General features: G+C 48.6%; 13 protein-coding genes and 1 pseudogene. 1 reads left to right on the plus strand and 13 read right to left on the minus strand.

The features are described from left to right. The first annotated feature begins 1,475 nt into the window (after nt 1-1,475). Nucleotides 1,476-1,814, plus strand: a complete 339-nt coding sequence (locus CYJ98_RS02500; protein ID WP_101755156.1) for a hypothetical protein — start codon at nt 1,476-1,478, stop codon at nt 1,812-1,814. 91 nt (nt 1,815-1,905) lie between these two features. Here the strand turns inward: CYJ98_RS02500 and CYJ98_RS02505 are convergent, their stop codons facing one another. From CYJ98_RS02505 to CYJ98_RS02565, 13 genes and pseudogenes are all read right to left on the minus strand, one after another. Then, nucleotides 1,906-2,208, minus strand: coding sequence for an ArsR/SmtB family transcription factor (locus CYJ98_RS02505; protein WP_063068694.1), 303 nt, complete (start codon nt 2,206-2,208; stop codon nt 1,906-1,908). 79 nt (nt 2,209-2,287) lie between these two features. Continuing rightward, nucleotides 2,288-2,809: a rhodanese-like domain-containing protein gene (locus tag CYJ98_RS02510; RefSeq protein WP_101755157.1), complete on the minus strand. Its 522-nt coding sequence runs from the start codon at nt 2,807-2,809 to the stop codon at nt 2,288-2,290. A gap of 12 nt (nt 2,810-2,821) precedes the next feature. Beyond that, a complete protein-coding gene (locus CYJ98_RS02515; protein ID WP_003685761.1) occupies nt 2,822-3,016 on the minus strand; it encodes a YgaP family membrane protein in 195 nt (64 codons plus the stop codon). 464 nt (nt 3,017-3,480) lie between these two features. Next, the gene (locus CYJ98_RS02520) at nt 3,481-5,577 is read right to left on the minus strand and encodes a TonB-dependent receptor plug domain-containing protein (RefSeq protein ID WP_101755158.1); all 2,097 of its coding nucleotides are present in this window, start codon (nt 5,575-5,577) and stop codon (nt 3,481-3,483) included. 317 nt (nt 5,578-5,894) lie between these two features. Then, nucleotides 5,895-7,388 carry a cardiolipin synthase gene (gene cls / locus CYJ98_RS02525; RefSeq protein ID WP_101755159.1) on the minus strand — a complete coding sequence of 498 codons (1,494 nt, stop codon included), beginning with the start codon at nt 7,386-7,388 and terminating at the stop codon, nt 5,895-5,897. 145 nt (nt 7,389-7,533) lie between these two features. Next, nucleotides 7,534-8,595 carry a uroporphyrinogen decarboxylase gene (gene hemE / locus CYJ98_RS02530; RefSeq protein WP_101755160.1) on the minus strand — a complete coding sequence of 354 codons (1,062 nt, stop codon included), beginning with the start codon at nt 8,593-8,595 and terminating at the stop codon, nt 7,534-7,536. Nucleotides 8,596-8,730: 135 nt separating this feature from the next. Continuing rightward, the gene (locus CYJ98_RS02535; RefSeq protein WP_101755161.1) at nt 8,731-9,954 is read right to left on the minus strand and encodes a heme biosynthesis protein HemY; all 1,224 of its coding nucleotides are present in this window, start codon (nt 9,952-9,954) and stop codon (nt 8,731-8,733) included. Further along, nucleotides 9,951-11,252, minus strand: a complete 1,302-nt coding sequence (locus CYJ98_RS02540) for a uroporphyrinogen-III C-methyltransferase (protein WP_234395581.1) — start codon at nt 11,250-11,252, stop codon at nt 9,951-9,953. The genes CYJ98_RS02535 and CYJ98_RS02540 overlap by 4 nt, the downstream gene beginning before the upstream one ends. A 216-nt stretch (nt 11,253-11,468) precedes the next feature. After that, nucleotides 11,469-12,104: pseudogene (locus CYJ98_RS02545) on the minus strand (uroporphyrinogen-III synthase); the annotation flags it as partial. A 72-nt stretch (nt 12,105-12,176) separates the two neighbouring features. Then, the gene (locus CYJ98_RS02550; protein ID WP_101755163.1) at nt 12,177-12,953 is read right to left on the minus strand and encodes a ferredoxin--NADP reductase; all 777 of its coding nucleotides are present in this window, start codon (nt 12,951-12,953) and stop codon (nt 12,177-12,179) included. An 85-nt stretch (nt 12,954-13,038) separates the two neighbouring features. Further along, entirely contained in the window at nt 13,039-14,805 is a 1,767-nt protein-coding gene (msbA, locus tag CYJ98_RS02555; protein WP_101755164.1) for a lipid A export permease/ATP-binding protein MsbA, read from the minus strand. A 228-nt stretch (nt 14,806-15,033) separates the two neighbouring features. After that, nucleotides 15,034-16,443, minus strand: coding sequence for a threonine synthase (gene thrC / locus CYJ98_RS02560; RefSeq protein ID WP_101755165.1), 1,410 nt, complete (start codon nt 16,441-16,443; stop codon nt 15,034-15,036). Nucleotides 16,444-16,529: 86 nt separating this feature from the next. Continuing rightward, nucleotides 16,530-16,904 carry a hypothetical protein gene (locus tag CYJ98_RS02565; protein WP_004519975.1) on the minus strand — a complete coding sequence of 125 codons (375 nt, stop codon included), beginning with the start codon at nt 16,902-16,904 and terminating at the stop codon, nt 16,530-16,532. Between the last annotated feature and the right edge of the window lie 105 nt (nt 16,905-17,009).

The following is a 17,009-nucleotide window of genomic DNA, read 5'->3' on the forward strand; positions in this document are numbered from 1 at the left end:
TGGCAGCTTTAAAGTTGGCTTTTGCTTCTTCTAATTCTTTTTTTGCTTTTTCAAAAGGTGCGGTTTCCATCTTCGAAGCAGCAATTTCTTGCTCTAGGGCATTTTTTGCTTGTTTAACATTTTCTTGTGCCGTGATAAGTTTGTTTGCATCTTTTCCAGTTATATCTTTTTTTATAGCTTCGAATTCGGCTTCCGCTTGATCAAGTTTAGCTGCTGCATTCTTGATGGCGGTTGAATGAGGATAAAGTGTTCCCAGCATTGAGTTATATGCCTTGGAGGCTTGTCGTTCTGCTTGGGTTTTGTTTTTCAGTGCCTCGGCAAAAGCATTTGTATCATTTGCCAGTTTTCGTTCGGCAGAGGCTAAAGCACTTTTTGCGTTTTCAGACTTTGTATATAGCCCAACAATTTTTTTATCCAGCGTGGATTGTCCGACTTTGAATTCATTATTCGGTTCTTGTCCCGTTTGTTCGCTGACATCGCTCTTGGTTTTACCGCCTGAAAATGCTTTGGCAATGATGGAGTCTGTGGTAGTAAATTGAACCTGTGTTGCGTTGCCTTCTTCTGTTTTGTTATACAACACGATTGCATCTAATTTAACTTCATCATTAGCTTTAAAATCTAAAGAGCTAACTAAACCGTTTTGATTATTTGTTTGATTGTCCGTATAAAACAGTTTGTTAGTATCATTGTTGCGGCGCAACTGAACGTTTGGATTACTTTGTTGCGCGCTTGCCGAAGAAATGAAGCTGGTAGATAACGGAGTGCCTGCATTCAACGGAGAGATAGGTTTTTCATCCGTCAATTCTTCGAGTTTGTCGGCTTTATTGTTGGTGGTTTCAACGGGAGATTCATTGTTGTTATGAGTATTACTTGGGGGTATGTTGTTATTGTTGTTTTTACCACCATTTTTTTCGGGACTGCCGCTACCAGCGGTATTGGTTGAGCCGGTAGAAAGTGCTGCATTACCACCGCCGCCACCTCCACCACAGGCTGAAAGGATTGCGGCGCTGATAGCAGTTAAGATGAAGGTTTTGATTTTAGTGTTGATTGCAGACATATTGTTCCCTTTTCTGTTGATTGGTTATAGTGCGTTTTATTAAACGGCATAAAGCAATTATCATAGATATAATTGTAATAAAAATAAACTGTTTTTTATGTTTTTATCGGTATGGTTTGTTTAATGAAGGTTTGTGTTTGATTTATGCGACAAAGGGTTAAAGGGTTGTTTAATGATATTAAGCGATTGGTTGTGCAATGAGCCGATGGATAATAGGAAGATTCTGGTGGCTAAAATGGATTATCCTGTTTTTACTTCAAACCACCATAAATAAGGAATGTGTATTGCAGGTAGTGGGTGTGAAGTACACTCATGGGCTTTTAGCAGAAGCAGTATAAAATAAAGGCCGTCTGAAAATACTGAAACTGTCGGTGTTGAAAATCAAACCTAAGGTTACTAAATCGAACAGGGAGTTATTATGAAAATGAGGGCAATGATACTGGGTGTTACAGGTTTGATATTGTCCGGCTGCTTTTCTACTGATGAAATTAAGTTGGAAGATATTCGGAATTTTAAAATTACTGTCAATGAAGCTAAGGATAATAGACAGGTTCATTTGACTGGCTTATTAGGCAATAGTGCAATGGGTATTTCAGATATCAAAACAACTATCCGCAACGATGAGCTGAATATTACTTTATTTCAAAAATTAGCAGGTTCGGAATACTCAGGAACATTAGATAAAGAAATTGCTCTTGAAAGCAATATCAAGAAGATTACTTATGGTTCTAAACACGAGATGATATGGCAAGACTAAAGATACAATAAAGGCCGTCTGAAAAAAGATTCAGACGACCTTTAAAATTATAAATGGATAGATTTTTTGTCTATCCTATTTCGATAACATTTCAAGATTTTTCTGCGCAGAAAAAGGAATACAGCAACTGTATCATCTCGGTTACCCTCGGGTCGGCAATGTAATATTGCCGTTCCCGATGGTTCACCTCAAACGATACCAAACCGGCTTCACGTAGTAGGGCTAATTGGCTGGACATTGCCGCTTGCGGCAGTCCGGATGATTCAGCCAACTCAGTTACATTGTGCGGCCTTTCATGTAGTTTGCACAATACGGCGAGGCGGTTGGGATTGGCCAGTAGTTTGAGAAAAGCGCTGGCTTCTTCGTAGGGCGGTTGATTGTCGGCAATGGTCATTTTTCACGCTTTTCGGCAAATGAGGAGGTCGAATTATCAGTCATAATGTCCTCGGCAGCAACTTTCAGACGGCCTTTGCTTAATGGTTCCATGGCATTTTGGCCAGCAGGCGAGCCATGCCGCAGAATCCGGTTAGTCCGGCCGTTAATAGGCCTGCGCCGACCATCACGTCTATCAGATAAAACCAAGGCGATACCAGCCAACCTGCCAGCACGCCCAACAGAATCAAACTGCCCGCAATGGTTTGCACCTGCCGCATGATATCCGGTGTGGCACGGTCGGCAACAATAGGAAGTCCTACTGATTTCCATGCCTGTAAGCCGCCTTCTAGAATATAGCATTCTCGACCTTGGCCAAGCGCTGACAATATTGTTTCTGCCCGTGTTGTACGTTTACCGCTCAGGCAATAAAAAATCAGGCATGGGGCTGTATCATCGGGCAGTTTGTCTCGATGCTGTTCAGGCGGAAGGGATAATGCACCGCCAATATGCCCGCCCCGATATTCGGCTTGGCTTCGGATGTCCACTGCCAACGCGCCCTCACGGATTTTTGCCATTGCTTCGGAAGGCGTGATTCGCGGGAGTTGACCGACCGTGCTCATGTTTTGCCTTCGTTATTTTTTGTTGATGCGGCAGGTGTTGATGCCCAATAAGCTGTACAGCGCGCAGTTGCCAATCAGTGCTGTACCCAGGGGGATGATGCCCAGCCAACCCCACCAGCCAATTTGTCCGGTAGCGGCTGCAGCAATCAGCGCTACGCCGATAACAATACGGATTACGCGATCTAAAGTACCCAAGTTTCGTTTCATTTTATTGCTCCTTGTTTAAGAATGGATTGTCTATAAATAAACATATATAACAAAAATCATATATGAGAAATATTATAGCTTTAAAGATGACTTTGTCAAATGGTTTACAGTAAAAGTGTAATGAATATTTGCATTGTATTTTTTAAACGCACAAATAGAATCAATCTCCAACGGCATGGTTAAATGTAAAAATACAGCCTGATATTTTCAGACGGCACTGGAGATGATCTATATAATATTTTATTTATATTGGAAGAATGAGTAGTCAGTTTTCAGAAGGAATCAAATCATGACCGATTCGGAAAAGAAGCCCAATGGAGACGATTTGAAGACTGGATAATCCGTTGTGTAACTAGCAAGGGAGAGGAAACAATTTAAAATCAAATTGTCTACGAATTATAAAAGGCCGTCTGAAAATTGAATCTCAGACGGCCTTTAGTTTCTTTATAACGTCGTTCGTATCATCAGAAACGATAGTTCACACCCAAGGCAAACTCGCGGCCGCGCTCGTAGAAGGGCACGCGTCCATTGCCGTCGGGGAAGCGTTGGCTGTGCGAACGGTATTGCTTGTTGCCAATGTTGTTGACAGCGAAGTTGACGTTCAGGTTGTCTTTTTTCAGCGGCTGCCAGTTGGCGTAGATGTCGTGTACGCCGTAACCGGCTTTCTTGCCGTGTATCGTGCCTTGTCCGCGGGCGACGTCGGTGTATTTCACGCTTTGGGCGTAGCGGCCGCGCCAGCCGATTTCGAGTTTGGGGTTTTCAAACTGGTAAGACAGGCCGGTCAGCCATTGGCGGCCGGTGTTCCAGAAGGTGAACGAGCTTTCGTGGTCTTCCGCTTGAATCGGGCTTTCGCCGTAGTACATTTCGCCGTTCAGACGGGGTTTGACGTAGGATACGCCGGCACGAGCGGTCAGACCGCCCCAGCGGTAGGACGCGTCAAGTTCGTAGCCGTAGGTTTTGAGTGTGCCGCCGTTGTAAATCTTGCCACGCTCGGTGATGGAGGCGGTGTTGTTGTTGATTTTTGCCCAACGATAGACGATGAGGTCTTTGATGCGTTGGTGGAACACGCTGCCGCTGACGTTGAAGTTGTCGTTGCGCCATTTGAAGCCGAGTTCGGCGCGGCGGGCGGTTTCGGCTTTGAGGTTGCCGTCCAAATCGGCGGCGGCGCCTGCGCGTTCGTTAGCTAACAGGGCTTCGTTCAGGCGGGGCGCACGGCTTGCCTGATTGAGGTTTGCCAAGAGGGAGAAGTTGTCGTTGATGTCCCAAATCGCGCCGATGCTAGGGTTGAGCTGACCGTGCGACGCGCTTTGTTTGCTGGCGGCGTTGTATTTGAAATGGTCGTAACGCAGGCCGGTGGTCAGGGTAACGGGGTGCAGGTTCCAAATGCCTTCCGCGTACACGCCGTATTCGGCTTTTTTCTCTTTGTCGCGGTCATACAGGCCGAGAATCTTCAGCCACGCTCCTTTGTCGGACGGCTCGGAGGTTTCGTGGCGGTAGTTGACGCCGTATTTCACCATGTGTCCGTCGCCGAAGGAGCTGGCGAGGTTCAGATTTGCGCCGGTTGCTTTGATTTTGCTTAACTCAAGCTTGCCGATGGGAACGCCGCCTTGCGCCGTGCCGGAAGCTTGGGCTTTTGGAGAAGGCGCGCCTTTAGGCGGTTTGGTGTCGTCGGTATTGATTTGGAAGACGTTGGCGTCGATTTTGTCGAGGAAACCGACGTTGCGGCCGCGGTATTCCAGATTGTAGGTCTGCTCTTTTTGATAAGTGCCGTCCACGCCGACATAGCTGTCAACGTTTTGGAACTCGGCTTTGTCGGTGCGGTTGCCTTTTTGGTATTCCTGACGGTAGGTCAGGCGGATGCCGTGGTCGTCGTTGAAGTCGTAGCCGAGTTTGGCGAGGTAGCTGTGCTGTTTCAGACGACTGCCGTGGTTGACATTGCCGTTGCCGTCTTTGTAGTCGCGGTTGTTGAGGAAGTTGCCTGCAAACAGGGCATCGAAGCCGTTTTGATAGCCGTAAACCGCCGCGTTGCCGGTTGAGCCTTTATTGCTGCTCAAGCCCGCGCCGAGTTTGAAACCGAAAGGTTTGCCGTCGGTCAGCAGGTCTTTCGCGTCAACCGTCGTTACGCGGATGGTACCGCCGACCGCGCCCAAGCCCGCGCTTGCCGCGCCTGTGCCTTTTTCGACGTTGATGCTTTTCACCAAAGCAGGATCAAGCTGGAAGCGGCTTTGGTGGTGGAAGATTTTTGTGGATTGGCTGGTGTTGTCGACTTCTAGGTTAATTTTGTCTTCACCAACGCCGCGGATGCTGTAAAACTGCGCTACGCCGTTGCCGCCGCCGACATCCATACCGATTTGATCTTTCATGACTTGTTTCAAATCGGTCGAAGTTTCGCGGTCGAGCTGGTTGCGGGTTACACGAGTCGGTACGGCAGTACCGGTGACCTTAATTTCATTCAGCTCGGCAGTTTCTGCGGGTTGCAAATTTTCGGCATGAGCGAAGCTTGTTGATAATGCGAGTGTAATGATACTAAGGCGGAATACAGGAGAGTAGACCTTATTCATGATTTTTCCTAAGTAAAAAATTGACTGCTTATTCTAATTGTTATAATAATGATTATCAAATTCTTAATGGATATTAATAAATATATTCTGTTTTATTCCAGTCTCAAATTAATAGGATTTTTATAAAAATCAATTAGTTTATATTTTAGTTAAATTTGGTAAAGATTCTTTGGTTGGGAAATGGGTTGAGTCTTACTTTTTCCGAGAGGGAGAGAAAGGATAGCTTGAATATCCGTCAATAAAGAATTTTATCTATCAGTGTTTTATTTAAAAGGCCGTCTGAAAAATATTTTTCAGACGGCCTAAATATTTATGTTTTACAACAAAGGGCTCATTAGACGGACGGCATTTTCCACAAGGCCGCGGAGTTTGGAGCGTTGTTGCCATGATTTGATGGCAATGTAGCTGCTGCTTTTAAGGTAGCTGCGCTGTAGGTGGCAGATTTGTTTGGTGGTATCGCGATCGTAGATGGCGAGGCTGATTTCGAGGTTGAGGAAGAAGCTGCGCATGTCCATGTTGACCGTGCCGAAGAGGGAGTAGTCTTCGTCAATGGTCATGGTTTTGGCATGTAAGAGCCCACCTTCAAACATGGCAATTTTGACCCCGGCTTCCAGCAACATAGGGTAGTAGGCGCGTGAGGCGTAGCGTACCATCAGTGAATCGACTTTGGCTGGCAGTATCAGGGTCACTTTGACGCCGCGTTTGGCGGCAACGGTTAATGCCATGAGAAGCGGCTCGTCGGGGACAAAGTAGGGAGTGGTAATCGTGATTTGTTTGGTGGCGGCATAGATGGCGCTGATGATGGTTTCGTAGATAACGAAGCTGCCTTGCTCGGGAGCGGATGGAATGATTTGGGCAACAATATCGCCTTGCTGCATTTTTTCGGGAAGGATTTTAGGTAGCAGGCTTTGGGCTTGATTGAGGTATGTTTGTACGTTTTGGAGGTTTTCATCGGTTTCGACGGCAAGGTCGGCGAAGAAGACGGCAGACAGTTCCAAAACCATAGGCCCTGTACAGCGCATCATGACATCGACCCATTCTCCGACCCCGGAGTTTTGTTTGAAATAGCGCGGGTCGACGAGGTTGAAGCTGCCGGTGTAACCGATTTTGCTGTCGATAACGAGGATTTTGCGGTGGTTGCGCAGGTCGGTGCGCGTGAATAATGTACGCCAAATACCGACAGGTAATGAGGTATGTACTTCAACGCCTGCTTGGCGCAGTATCTCTACCCAATCGCTTTCAAAAAAACTCCTGCTGCCGACGGCATCGGCCAGAATGGCGCAGTCAACGCCTCGATCTGCGGCGGCAAGAATTTCATTTAAAATTTCTTCGATGCGGCCTTTTGGCTCGATAATGTAAAAAGCCAGCAGGCAGGAGTGGGTTGCGGCGCGTATGTCCGTAAGCATGCTGTCGATGATGGCATCGGTGGTTGAGAGCAGGTTCATGGCGTTGCCTTTGGTGGCACCCAGCCCCGTTCCTTTTTCGGCAACTTTACTGATGCCGTGGTAACGTGATTTGACTTGGTCGGCAATGTCGAGATAGATATCGGCTAGATGGGTGGCGGCAAAGTTGCGGTAGAAGCGGTTCATTTCGCCGGTACGTTTGGCGCGGGCGGTGCCTAGACGAGGCTCGCCGATAAGGATGTAGGCAATGGTTCCGAACACGGGGAAAAGGAAGAGGATAATCAGCCAGGCAAAGGTTGAGCCGATGTTTTTTTGTTTGTACAACACGCGCAGCATACAGACGAGTGCGGCGCAGGTGTGGGCGAAGATGAAAATCTCGGTCCAGGTGATGTCTTTTAAAAAATTCATATTCGGTAGCGGGAGTGGATGTGTTTTTAAGTTTGAAGGTGTCAGCTGATAAGCTTCAGATATTAAGTATATAGAAAAACCGTCTAAAAACAAATTTACACGATAATCGTGTTTTTGCTTTCAGACGGCCTTTGAGTTGCTTTAATTAACGGTGATACTGACGGGACAATTCGTGTACGGTATCGACCAAGATTTTGGCGTGTTCCGGATCGGCGTGTTGGTTGATGCCGTGTCCGAGGTTGAATACATGGCCGCTGCCGTTGCCGTAGTCGGCAAGGATGCGCGCGACTTCGGTGCGGATAGATTCCGGTGTGCCAAAGAGGGCAAACGGGTCGAAGTTGCCTTGCAGGGCAACTTGTTCGCCAACGCGACGGCGGGCTTCACCAATGTTGCAGGTCCAGTCCAAGCCCAATGCGTCTGCGCCGATTTCCGCCATGCTTTCCAGCCATAAGCCGCCACCTTTGGCAAATATGATAACAGGCACGCGGCGGCCTTCGCTTTCGCGTTTGAGTCCGGCAACGATTTGTCGGATGTACTTCAGGCTGAATTCTTTAAATGCGGCATCGCTCAACACGCCGCCCCAAGTGTCGAAAATTTGTACGGCTTGTGCGCCGGCATCGATTTGGGCGTTGAGATAAGCGGTAACGGCTTGAGCATTGGTGTCGAGGATTTTATGCAGCAAATCAGGGCGCGAATACATCATGGTTTTGATGGTGCGGAATTCTTTGCTGCTGCCGCCTTCAACCATGTAGCAGGCGAGTGTGAACGGGCTGCCGGAGAAGCCGATCAGTGGTACGCGGCCGTCCAGTGCTTTACGGATGGAAGTCACTGCATCAAAGACGTATTGCAGTTTTTCCATGTCGGGAACTTGCAGTTTTGCAATGTCGGCTTCGTGTTGCAAGGCACGTTCAAATTTCGGGCCTTCGCCTTCGGCAAAATACAGGCCCAAACCCATGGCATCGGGAACGGTCAGAATATCGGAAAACAGAATTGCCGCGTCTAGATCAAAACGTTCTAAAGGCTGGATGGTGACTTCGGTCGCCAGCTCGGTGTTTTTGCACAAATCGAGAAAGCTGCCTGCGCGCGCGCGCGTAGCTTTATATTCAGGCAGATAGCGTCCGGCTTGGCGCATCATCCAGATGGGCGTGTATTCGATAGGCTGTTTGAGCAGGGCGCGGAGGAAAGTGTCGTTTTTCAGAGCAGTCATGATAAATAGGCTTTCTGATTTGGTGTGTTGGACAAAGTTCAGACGGCCTTAGATATGTGTTGAGGCCGTCTGAAATGATTAAATGGTTGGTTTTGTTGTAGATTTCATATGGTCGCTTAATGCGAAATCAGCACATTAATTGGATTGAGGAAGGGCTGCCGGATGTTCTTCTTCGGCCACGCTTTCCAAAACCAGATTGCGTTGTTCTTGCGCTTTTTGTGGTTGGTCTGTTTCATCAAACACGCGGGCCAAGACCAAATGTGCGGATACGCTGGGTTGCAGGGCGATACTGGCTTCGAGGTAGCCTTGGGCTTTGCCCCAAAGTTTTCGTCCGTAAGCCAGTTGGCCAAGATACATCAACAGCGGTGCATTGTCGGGTTGTTCCTGCAGCCAAGAATCTGCCAAGTCGATGGCTTTTTGTTGCTCGCGCTCGCTTAGGAAACGAACGGATTCGACAAATGCTTCCAAAAGCTCGGGCTGGTGGGTTTGCGGATAATGGGTTTTAACCCATTTGACTGCATCGGCATACAAGCCCAAACGCTCGTATTTTTCGGCAATCGCGACACACAATTCGCCTGATTTCAAGCTTTCTGGAATGTGTTTCAAACAAGCTTTCAGACTGCCTGCATCGGTTACTTCGCTTAAGAGGCGGCGATATGCCCAATTTTGATACTGTTCGGCTTCGTAATCGTTGATGGCGCCGGCTTTGACCAGTTTTTCTGCTTTTGCCAAGACATCTGCAGCATCACCGTGATCAAAGGCATAACGCAATTGCAGGCGGACCAGGCGGCTTAAGTTGCTATTGATTTTTGCTGCTGCTTCAAGGTTTTGTGCGGCAGTCGGATAATCGCGACGGCTAAGTGCAGATTCAGCCAGCAAAAGATGACGGGAAAGCTGTTGTTTTTGTGGCAGGTGTTCGATTTCGTGCAGGTAGCGATCGCGTAATTCGAAGTTTTCCATTTGGTCGGCCGCGTGCGCGCCCAACATCAAAGCCAGGGTACGGTTGTCGCCTGCTTCTTTGTTTTTCAAGACTTTGGCGGCTTCTTGTTCAGCTTTTTCAAAACGGCCTTCAAAATATGCCAGACCTGCGCTGTTCAAAGAGGCAGAAGCCTGACGGCCTTTGCGGGCAATGCCGAAGCGTTGGATACGCGCCGGAATGTTCAAGAGGCCGAACACGAATTTAATCAGGAAATACAAGACGAATACGCTCAACAGCAGGCCTAAAACAAAGGCATGCAGATTGATACGCAGCATGGTTTGTTCAACCACGACGTACACGTTGCCGGTATAAATGCCTGAAGCCAACGCTAAACCGACGGCTGCGGCAAACAGAATGACAATCCAAACGACGGTTTTCATGCTTGCTCTCCTTTAATTTTGGCAGCAGGCTTGGTTTGGTTTTGTGGTTTGGCAGCAGGCTTGGTTTGGTTTTGTGGTTTGGCAGCTTCGGCGGCCGGTTCTTTTTTGTTTTCAGACGGCAAAGCAGGTGCTTCTAAAGACTGCGGTGCGGAAGCGGCAGCCGGTGCGGCAGTTGTGGCTTGCTCGGTAGTTGTAGCCGGAGCGGAAGCGGTTTTCTCGGCAGCTTGGGTTTGCGTAGCTTCTTCGGTCGTCATTTGTGTACGCGAACCTTCTTGATAAGCGCGAACGGCGCTCAAGCTGGCTTTCAGGCTGTCGTCTGAAATCATGCGGACATCAAGGGCTTTGAGTTCGGCCAACTCTTTCAACCATGACTGGGTAGCAGGGGATTTGCTGTCGAAGTATTGTTTTACAGTTGCTTCAACGTTGTTCAAATCGCTTTGATACACTTCGCCGTTGTGTTGCAACAGGGCAATGCGCGCATCCAAAAGGCGCAGGCGCAGGTTTTCACGGATGAAGTAGGTTTGATCGGGCGAAATCAACATGGCGTCGTTGCTGTCCAGATGACGGACTTCAACCAAGCCTTTGAGGGCATTGAGGGATTTCTCCCATGTGTTTTCCCACCAAGTTCCTGAATTAGTGGCTTCGACAGGCGCGGCACCCGGTTTCAATACGCCGTCCAAAACTAAAGGCAGTCCGGAAATACCTGTTTCCAAACGGTCGATACGCAAGGCAGTAGCGGAAATATCGACATAAGGACGGTTTTTCAGTGCGGCCAAATCATTGCTGATGGCTTGCTTGATGGGGATAAGCTCAGGCTGTTCAAAACGGCTTAAGCGGCTGTCAATGTGTTCCAATACGCTGACCGCGCCTTGAAGATTGCCTGACAGCATCAATTGTTGTGAAGCAGTGTTCAACATGGATTCGGCTTCGTCGACCAGCCAGTTGATACGGCCTTTGAGCAGCTCTTGATAAGCTTTCTGCATTTGCAGGATTTGATCGCTATTGTTTTTTTGACCGTTGTTCAGGCGGTCTAACTCGGCTTGAATAGCGGTTTGGCGGTTGAGGTTGTCTTTTAGAAGGCTGGCGTTTTCAGACTCGCCCAATGCAGCTTTGTCGATTTTTTGGTTGAATTCGAGCTCTTGGTTTTTTAAAACATTTTGACCCTGTACAAACAGGAATCCGCTCGCGCCTAGGCCAAGCAGTGCCAAGACGGTTGCACCTGCGGCCAAGGCTTTGCCGCCGGATTGTTTGATGATAACAGGGGCGTTGTTTTGTGGGAGATTGTTGGACTCGGGCATGCTCGCCTCCACTCGCTGAGGTTGGGTAGGTTTGATTTGTTCAGACGGCCTGGTGTTTTCAGAACGTTCAGGCGCCGGAGCTGCCGTATTGGCAACTTGTTGGGTATCTTTATTGTCTTCGACTGGGCTCACTGCTTGGCTCCTTTGTGGCATGGATGAAAGTGCTGCGGATAAAGAAGTGACGGTTTCTACATGTTTGGCGCCGACGATGCGAAGCGCATCGGCAATGCGTGGATGGTGGGTAAAGTATAGCAAGGATTCGAAGAATCGGGAAAATTGCGGCGGAATCTGATGGAAAAATTCGCGCGCGATCTCGCCGGATGTAACGTAGGCGGCGGCGATGTCTTCGGTTTTAAAGCTCTGCCAATCGATGGCGTGTGGCCGTCTGAAATAGATTTCGGCGATGTCGATTTGGAAACCCAGTTCGGTCAGTTTTTCTGCCAGAAAATCACGGCCGCCATGACCTCGAATGATTAGAACTCGGGCATTGGGTGGCAGGTTTTTCCAAATAGGCATTCTCAAGACGGCTTCGCTGTCGTTGCCATCTTCGGGGGAGAATACGGGATAGGGGGAGAATTGCGCCAAAGTATGTTGGCTGGTTTGGCCGACAGTAATGTGTGCTTTGGGGCCTTCTGAAAAGTTCAGGTGCGGCGCTGCGGTTTCAATAGCGGTGGGGCTGACCCAAAACACGACATCGGCTTGCTTAAATTGTTCGGGAAGTTTGTTTAGTGCCGAACGGTCTGCCTCTATTTCAATCGGACTCAATACTTGAGCCTGCCAACCGGCTGCATGGCAGGTTTGGATATCTTGTTTCGGACGGTTGGACGGACGGATGATGAGTAGAGTAGGCATAATGTGGGATAAATTATTAAGGTTTAGGCCGTCTGAAAGAAGGGTTTCAGACGGCCTGCTGCCGGGGATACATTATTGATCGACGAATGCGCGCTCAATCAGGTAGTCGCCGCGGACACCGGTTTTCGGAGAAACGGTCAGGCCGAATTCGTCCAAGACGTTGCAGGTGTCTTTCAACATGGCAGGGCTGCCGCACAACATGGCGCGGTCGTCTTGCGGATTGATTTTGGGAAGGCCAATGTCTTCGAAGAGTTTGCCGCTGCGCATTAAATCGGTCAGACGGCCTTGGTGTACATATTCTTCGCGTGAAACGATCGGGTAGTAAATCAATTTTTCTTTAACCAAGTCGCCCAAGTATTCGTGTTCGGGCAATTCTTTGGTGAAGCGGTCGTAGTATGCCAAGTCTTTTTTGTAGCGTACGCCGTGAACCAAGATGATTTTTTCGAATTGCTCGTAAATTTCAGGATCTTTGGTAATGCTCAAGAAAGGGGCGATACCGGTACCGGTGCTCAAGAGGTAGAGGTGTTTGCCCGGATTCAGGTCGCCGGCAACCAGTGTACCGGTCGGTTTTTTACTGATGAGGACATCATCACCGACTTTAAGGTGTTGCAGGCGGCTGGTCAATGGGCCGTCTTGTACTTTAATGCTGAAAAATTCCAGATGCTCTTCCCAGTTGGCAGAAGCCACGCTGTATGCGCGCATCAGCGGTTTGCCGTCAACCATCAGGCCGACCATGACGAACTGGCCGTTTTCAAAGCGCAAAGATTCGTCACGAGTACAGGTGAAAGTGAAGTAAGCGTCGGTCCAGTGGTGTACGGACAAGACTTTCTGGGTGTTGAATGCTGCCATTGATATTTCCTGTCGGATAAGGCCGTCTGAAAAGGGTAGGTCGGGGCGGCCAAGGTTAATAAAAAGAATGTAATATGGTGTTCAGCTACTTGCTTGCCGGTTTGGCTGATTTTTCGCTGAGGCTGTGCAGGTCGGCATAGCGTCCGCCTGCGCGGATCAATTCATGGTGAGTGCCTTGTTCGACGACATTGCCTTCGTGCATGACAACGATATTGTCGGCTTTTTCGATGGTTGAAAGTCGGTGGGCAATCACCAATGTGGTACGGTTTTGCATCAGGTTTTCCAATGCAGTTTGTACCAAACGTTCGGATTCATTATCCAATGCACTGGTGGCTTCGTCCAAAATCAAAATCGGCGCATTTTTCAAAAGCGCACGCGCAATGGCGAGGCGTTGACGTTGGCCGCCGGACAGTTTTAAACCGTTTTCGCCAACTTCAGTGTGCAGGCCTTGCGGCATTTTTTGGATAAATTCCCAGGCATTGGCTGCTTTTGCGGCATTAATAATTTCTTCTTCGCTGAATTTGTCAGCTTGTGCATAGGCAATGTTTTCAGCAATCGTACCATTAAACAGGACAACGTTTTGGCTGACGAATGCCATGCGGCTGCGCAGGCTTTCAAGCGTATATTCATTGACGTTGATGCCGCCAATCAAGACCTTGCCTTCATCCGGATTGAGGAAGCGTGGCAACATATTGGCCAAGGTGGTTTTGCCGCAACCCGATGCGCCAACCAAGGCAGTCACTTTGCCTTGCGGTACAAGCAGGTTAATGTGGTTCAAGCTGTTACGTTCGGCTTCAGGATAGCGGTGTACAACATCGCAAAATTCGATATCGTCAGGGTTTGGGCTGAGGATTTGTTTGCCTTCGTTGCTTTCTTCGGGCTGATCCAAAAATGTGAAGACACTTTCAGCCGCCGCCAAACCGCGCTGCAGGGATTGCATCACGCCGGTCATGCGTTTGATGGGGTCAAACATCATGATCATACTGGACAAAAACGACATAAAATCGCCTGCACTGAAGCCGGAAAGCCCTGCTTGGCGTGCGGCTGCATAAATAATCGCAGCCAGTGCAACCGAAGCCATTAATTGGGTAATGCCGGTACCCGCAGAGCTGGCGGAAACCTGTTTGAGCAGGTTGCGGCGCACATCGTCGGCAATACGGTTGAAGCGGCGATTTTCATAATCTTGACCGCCGTAGATTTTTACAACGCGTTCACCATTAATGCTTTCGCCCAAGACCTGCATCAGCTGGCCAAGATAAATTTGGTTGTTGGCAGACAGTTTGCGCAGGCGTTTGCTGACTGTTTGGATACATACAGCAACAACCGGCAAGATGATAAAAGTAATCAGGGTCAAACGCCAGTTCAGATAAGTCAGCAAGCCCAACAGGCCGACTACGCTCACGCCGTCTTTAGCAATCACGGTAATGACGTTAAACCCTGCATCGGTAATTTGATTGACGTCGTTCAAGATACGAGACATCAAACGGCCGCCGGTATTGCTGCTGAAATACGAAGTCGGCAGGTGCATCATTTTGTTGAACATTTCACCGCGCAAGCGCTGCACCAAGTGGCTGGACAGATAAGTCGTGCAATATTCGTTAATGAAGTTGAACAGGCCGCGAACGAAAAACAGCGCCACAATTGCCAGTGGCAACCATGACATGCTTTTCATGTTTTTATCGACAAAACCTTCATTGATCAAAGGTTTGAGCAAGTAACCGAAAGCCGGCATCGTACCGGCGACAATCAGCATGGCCACTACGGAGACGATAAACATCTTCCAATAGCTTTTCAAATATCCAAGCAAGCGCTTGTATAGCTCCCAGTTGGATGTGGCTTGTGTTGTCTGCATATCAATCCAAATTTAGAGCAAACATGCAATTCTAAACGAAAATATCTGTCATTACAATGTTTGCAATTGAAAGTCAAAAGGAGTTGGTATTGTTTTAACACCTTGATTTTATATTAGGAACGACTGCGGCGTGGTGGGTTTGGCAATAATGTTACCCACTTCTCAAATATCGGTTGCGGCCGTCTGAAACTTTTTCAGACGGCCTGTGCAGTCGTCAAGGACGGCCGGTTAAGCCAGGGCTTCCTTAATGATGTCTTTCACTGCTGTTGCATTATTAGGGACAACACGGACACGTTGCGGCAGGTTTTCCAAGCCTTCCAATGCGGCCGGACGAGGGATGGAAACTTCGCCGACAGCCTCATGGATGGTGGCTTCAAATTTGGCGGCCAGTGCGGTTTCGAGGCAGACGATGGTTTCGCCGGCTTCGCGGACTTCACGCGCTACTTTGACACCATCAGCTGTATGCGGATCAATCAGTTCATGATCTTGCTCGTAAACCTGTTTGATGGTGGCAAGGCGGTTGGCATGGGTCGATTTGCCGGAAACAAAGCCATATTGTTGATGTACTTTGTTTAAGACAAATTCCAAATTGAAACCTTTGCCGGAACCTACTTCCGCCCATAAGGTTTTGATTTCGTCTGCATCGCGGTCCATCAGGTCAAACACAAAACGCTCGAAGTTGGAGGCTTTGGAAATATCCATAGACGGGCTGGAAGTAACGTGGGTGTGTTCGCTGTTGCGCGGGCGGTATGCACCGGTTTTGAAAAATTCGTCCAATACGTCGTTTTCGTTAGTGGCGACAATCAAGCGGTGGATGGGTAGGCCCATTTGACGGGCGATATGACCGGCGCAGACATTGCCAAAGTTGCCGCTTGGTACGCAGAAGCTGACTTTTTCGTCATTGCTCGAAGTGGCATTGAAATAACCGGCAAAGTAATACACGACTTGGGCGACGATACGGCCCCAGTTAATAGAGTTGACTGTGCCGATGTGGTATTTGGCTTTGAATTCGGCATCGTTTTGTACGGCTTTGACGATGTCTTGGCAGTCGTCAAACATGCCTTCAACAGCGATGTTGTGGATGTTGGCATCTTGCAGGCTGAACATTTGTGCACGTTGGAATGCACTCATTTTGCCTTCCGGAGACAGCATGAAGACATTGACGCCTTTTTTTCCGCGCAGGGCATATTCGGCGGCAGAGCCGGTGTCGCCGCTGGTGGCGCCTAAAATATTGAGTTCTTTGCCTTCTTTGTTCAATACATATTCAAACGCATTGCCCAAGAATTGCATGGCCATGTCTTTGAATGCCAAAGTCGGGCCGTTGGACAGAGCTTGGATTTTGATGCCGTCTGAAAGTGTGCGCACCGGAGTAATGGCTTTGGTACCGAATACTTCTTCGGTGTAGGTACGGTTGATGATATCGCGTAAATCATCAGCAGGGATGTCGGTGGCAAACAGGCTCATGACTTCAAACGCCAGCTCTGGATAGCTGAGTGTGCGCCATTGGTCTAAAGTAGCACGGTCGATTTGAGGGTATTGCTCAGGCAGCATCAAACCGCCGTCAGGAGCCAAACCCATCAATAAAACTTCGCTGAATTGCTTGCGTGCGGTTGCACCGCGGGTGCTGATGTATTTCATGGTTTCTTCTCTATATATTTAAAATTCAAATAGAAAGTCAAAACGAATTCAGACGGCCTCGATATTAAAAAAGGCCGTCTGAACGATTATTTGTAGAGTCGTTTGAAGCAGGCGGTAACCGTTTTCGCGGTAACGGAAGCAATGGCCTGATCGCGGGTTGCCGGGCTCAAAACCTGCATCATTTCGGTTGCAGTTAATTGATTTGGCGCTTCTTCGCTGGCGCAGCCACAGATTTTATTTTCCCATTCGGCTTGTTTTTCCGCGCTCATGGCTAAAGCAATGACGCGCCATTCGTTACGTTTGTTTAATTCGGTACGGCATTGGCTGTCTACCGCCATTTTCACTACGCTGCTGCCGATACCTGTACCGCTGCCCAAGCCGCCGAAAGATTCGCCGCCGGTAGCGCATGCACCCAATAAGAAAGCTGATGTAACAGCTGCCAAAAGAGTTTTTGAAGTCATGATGTTTCCTGTTAGCAAGGCCGTCTGAAACGCCCGAAGAGTTCTCAAAATAGCATGTATTATACCGTAATGCGGCCCGATATGTGAGTTTGCGAAACTGCCGTA

It is taken from the genome of Neisseria perflava, assembly GCF_002863305.2.
Lineage (GTDB): Bacteria > Pseudomonadota > Gammaproteobacteria > Burkholderiales > Neisseriaceae > Neisseria > Neisseria perflava_A.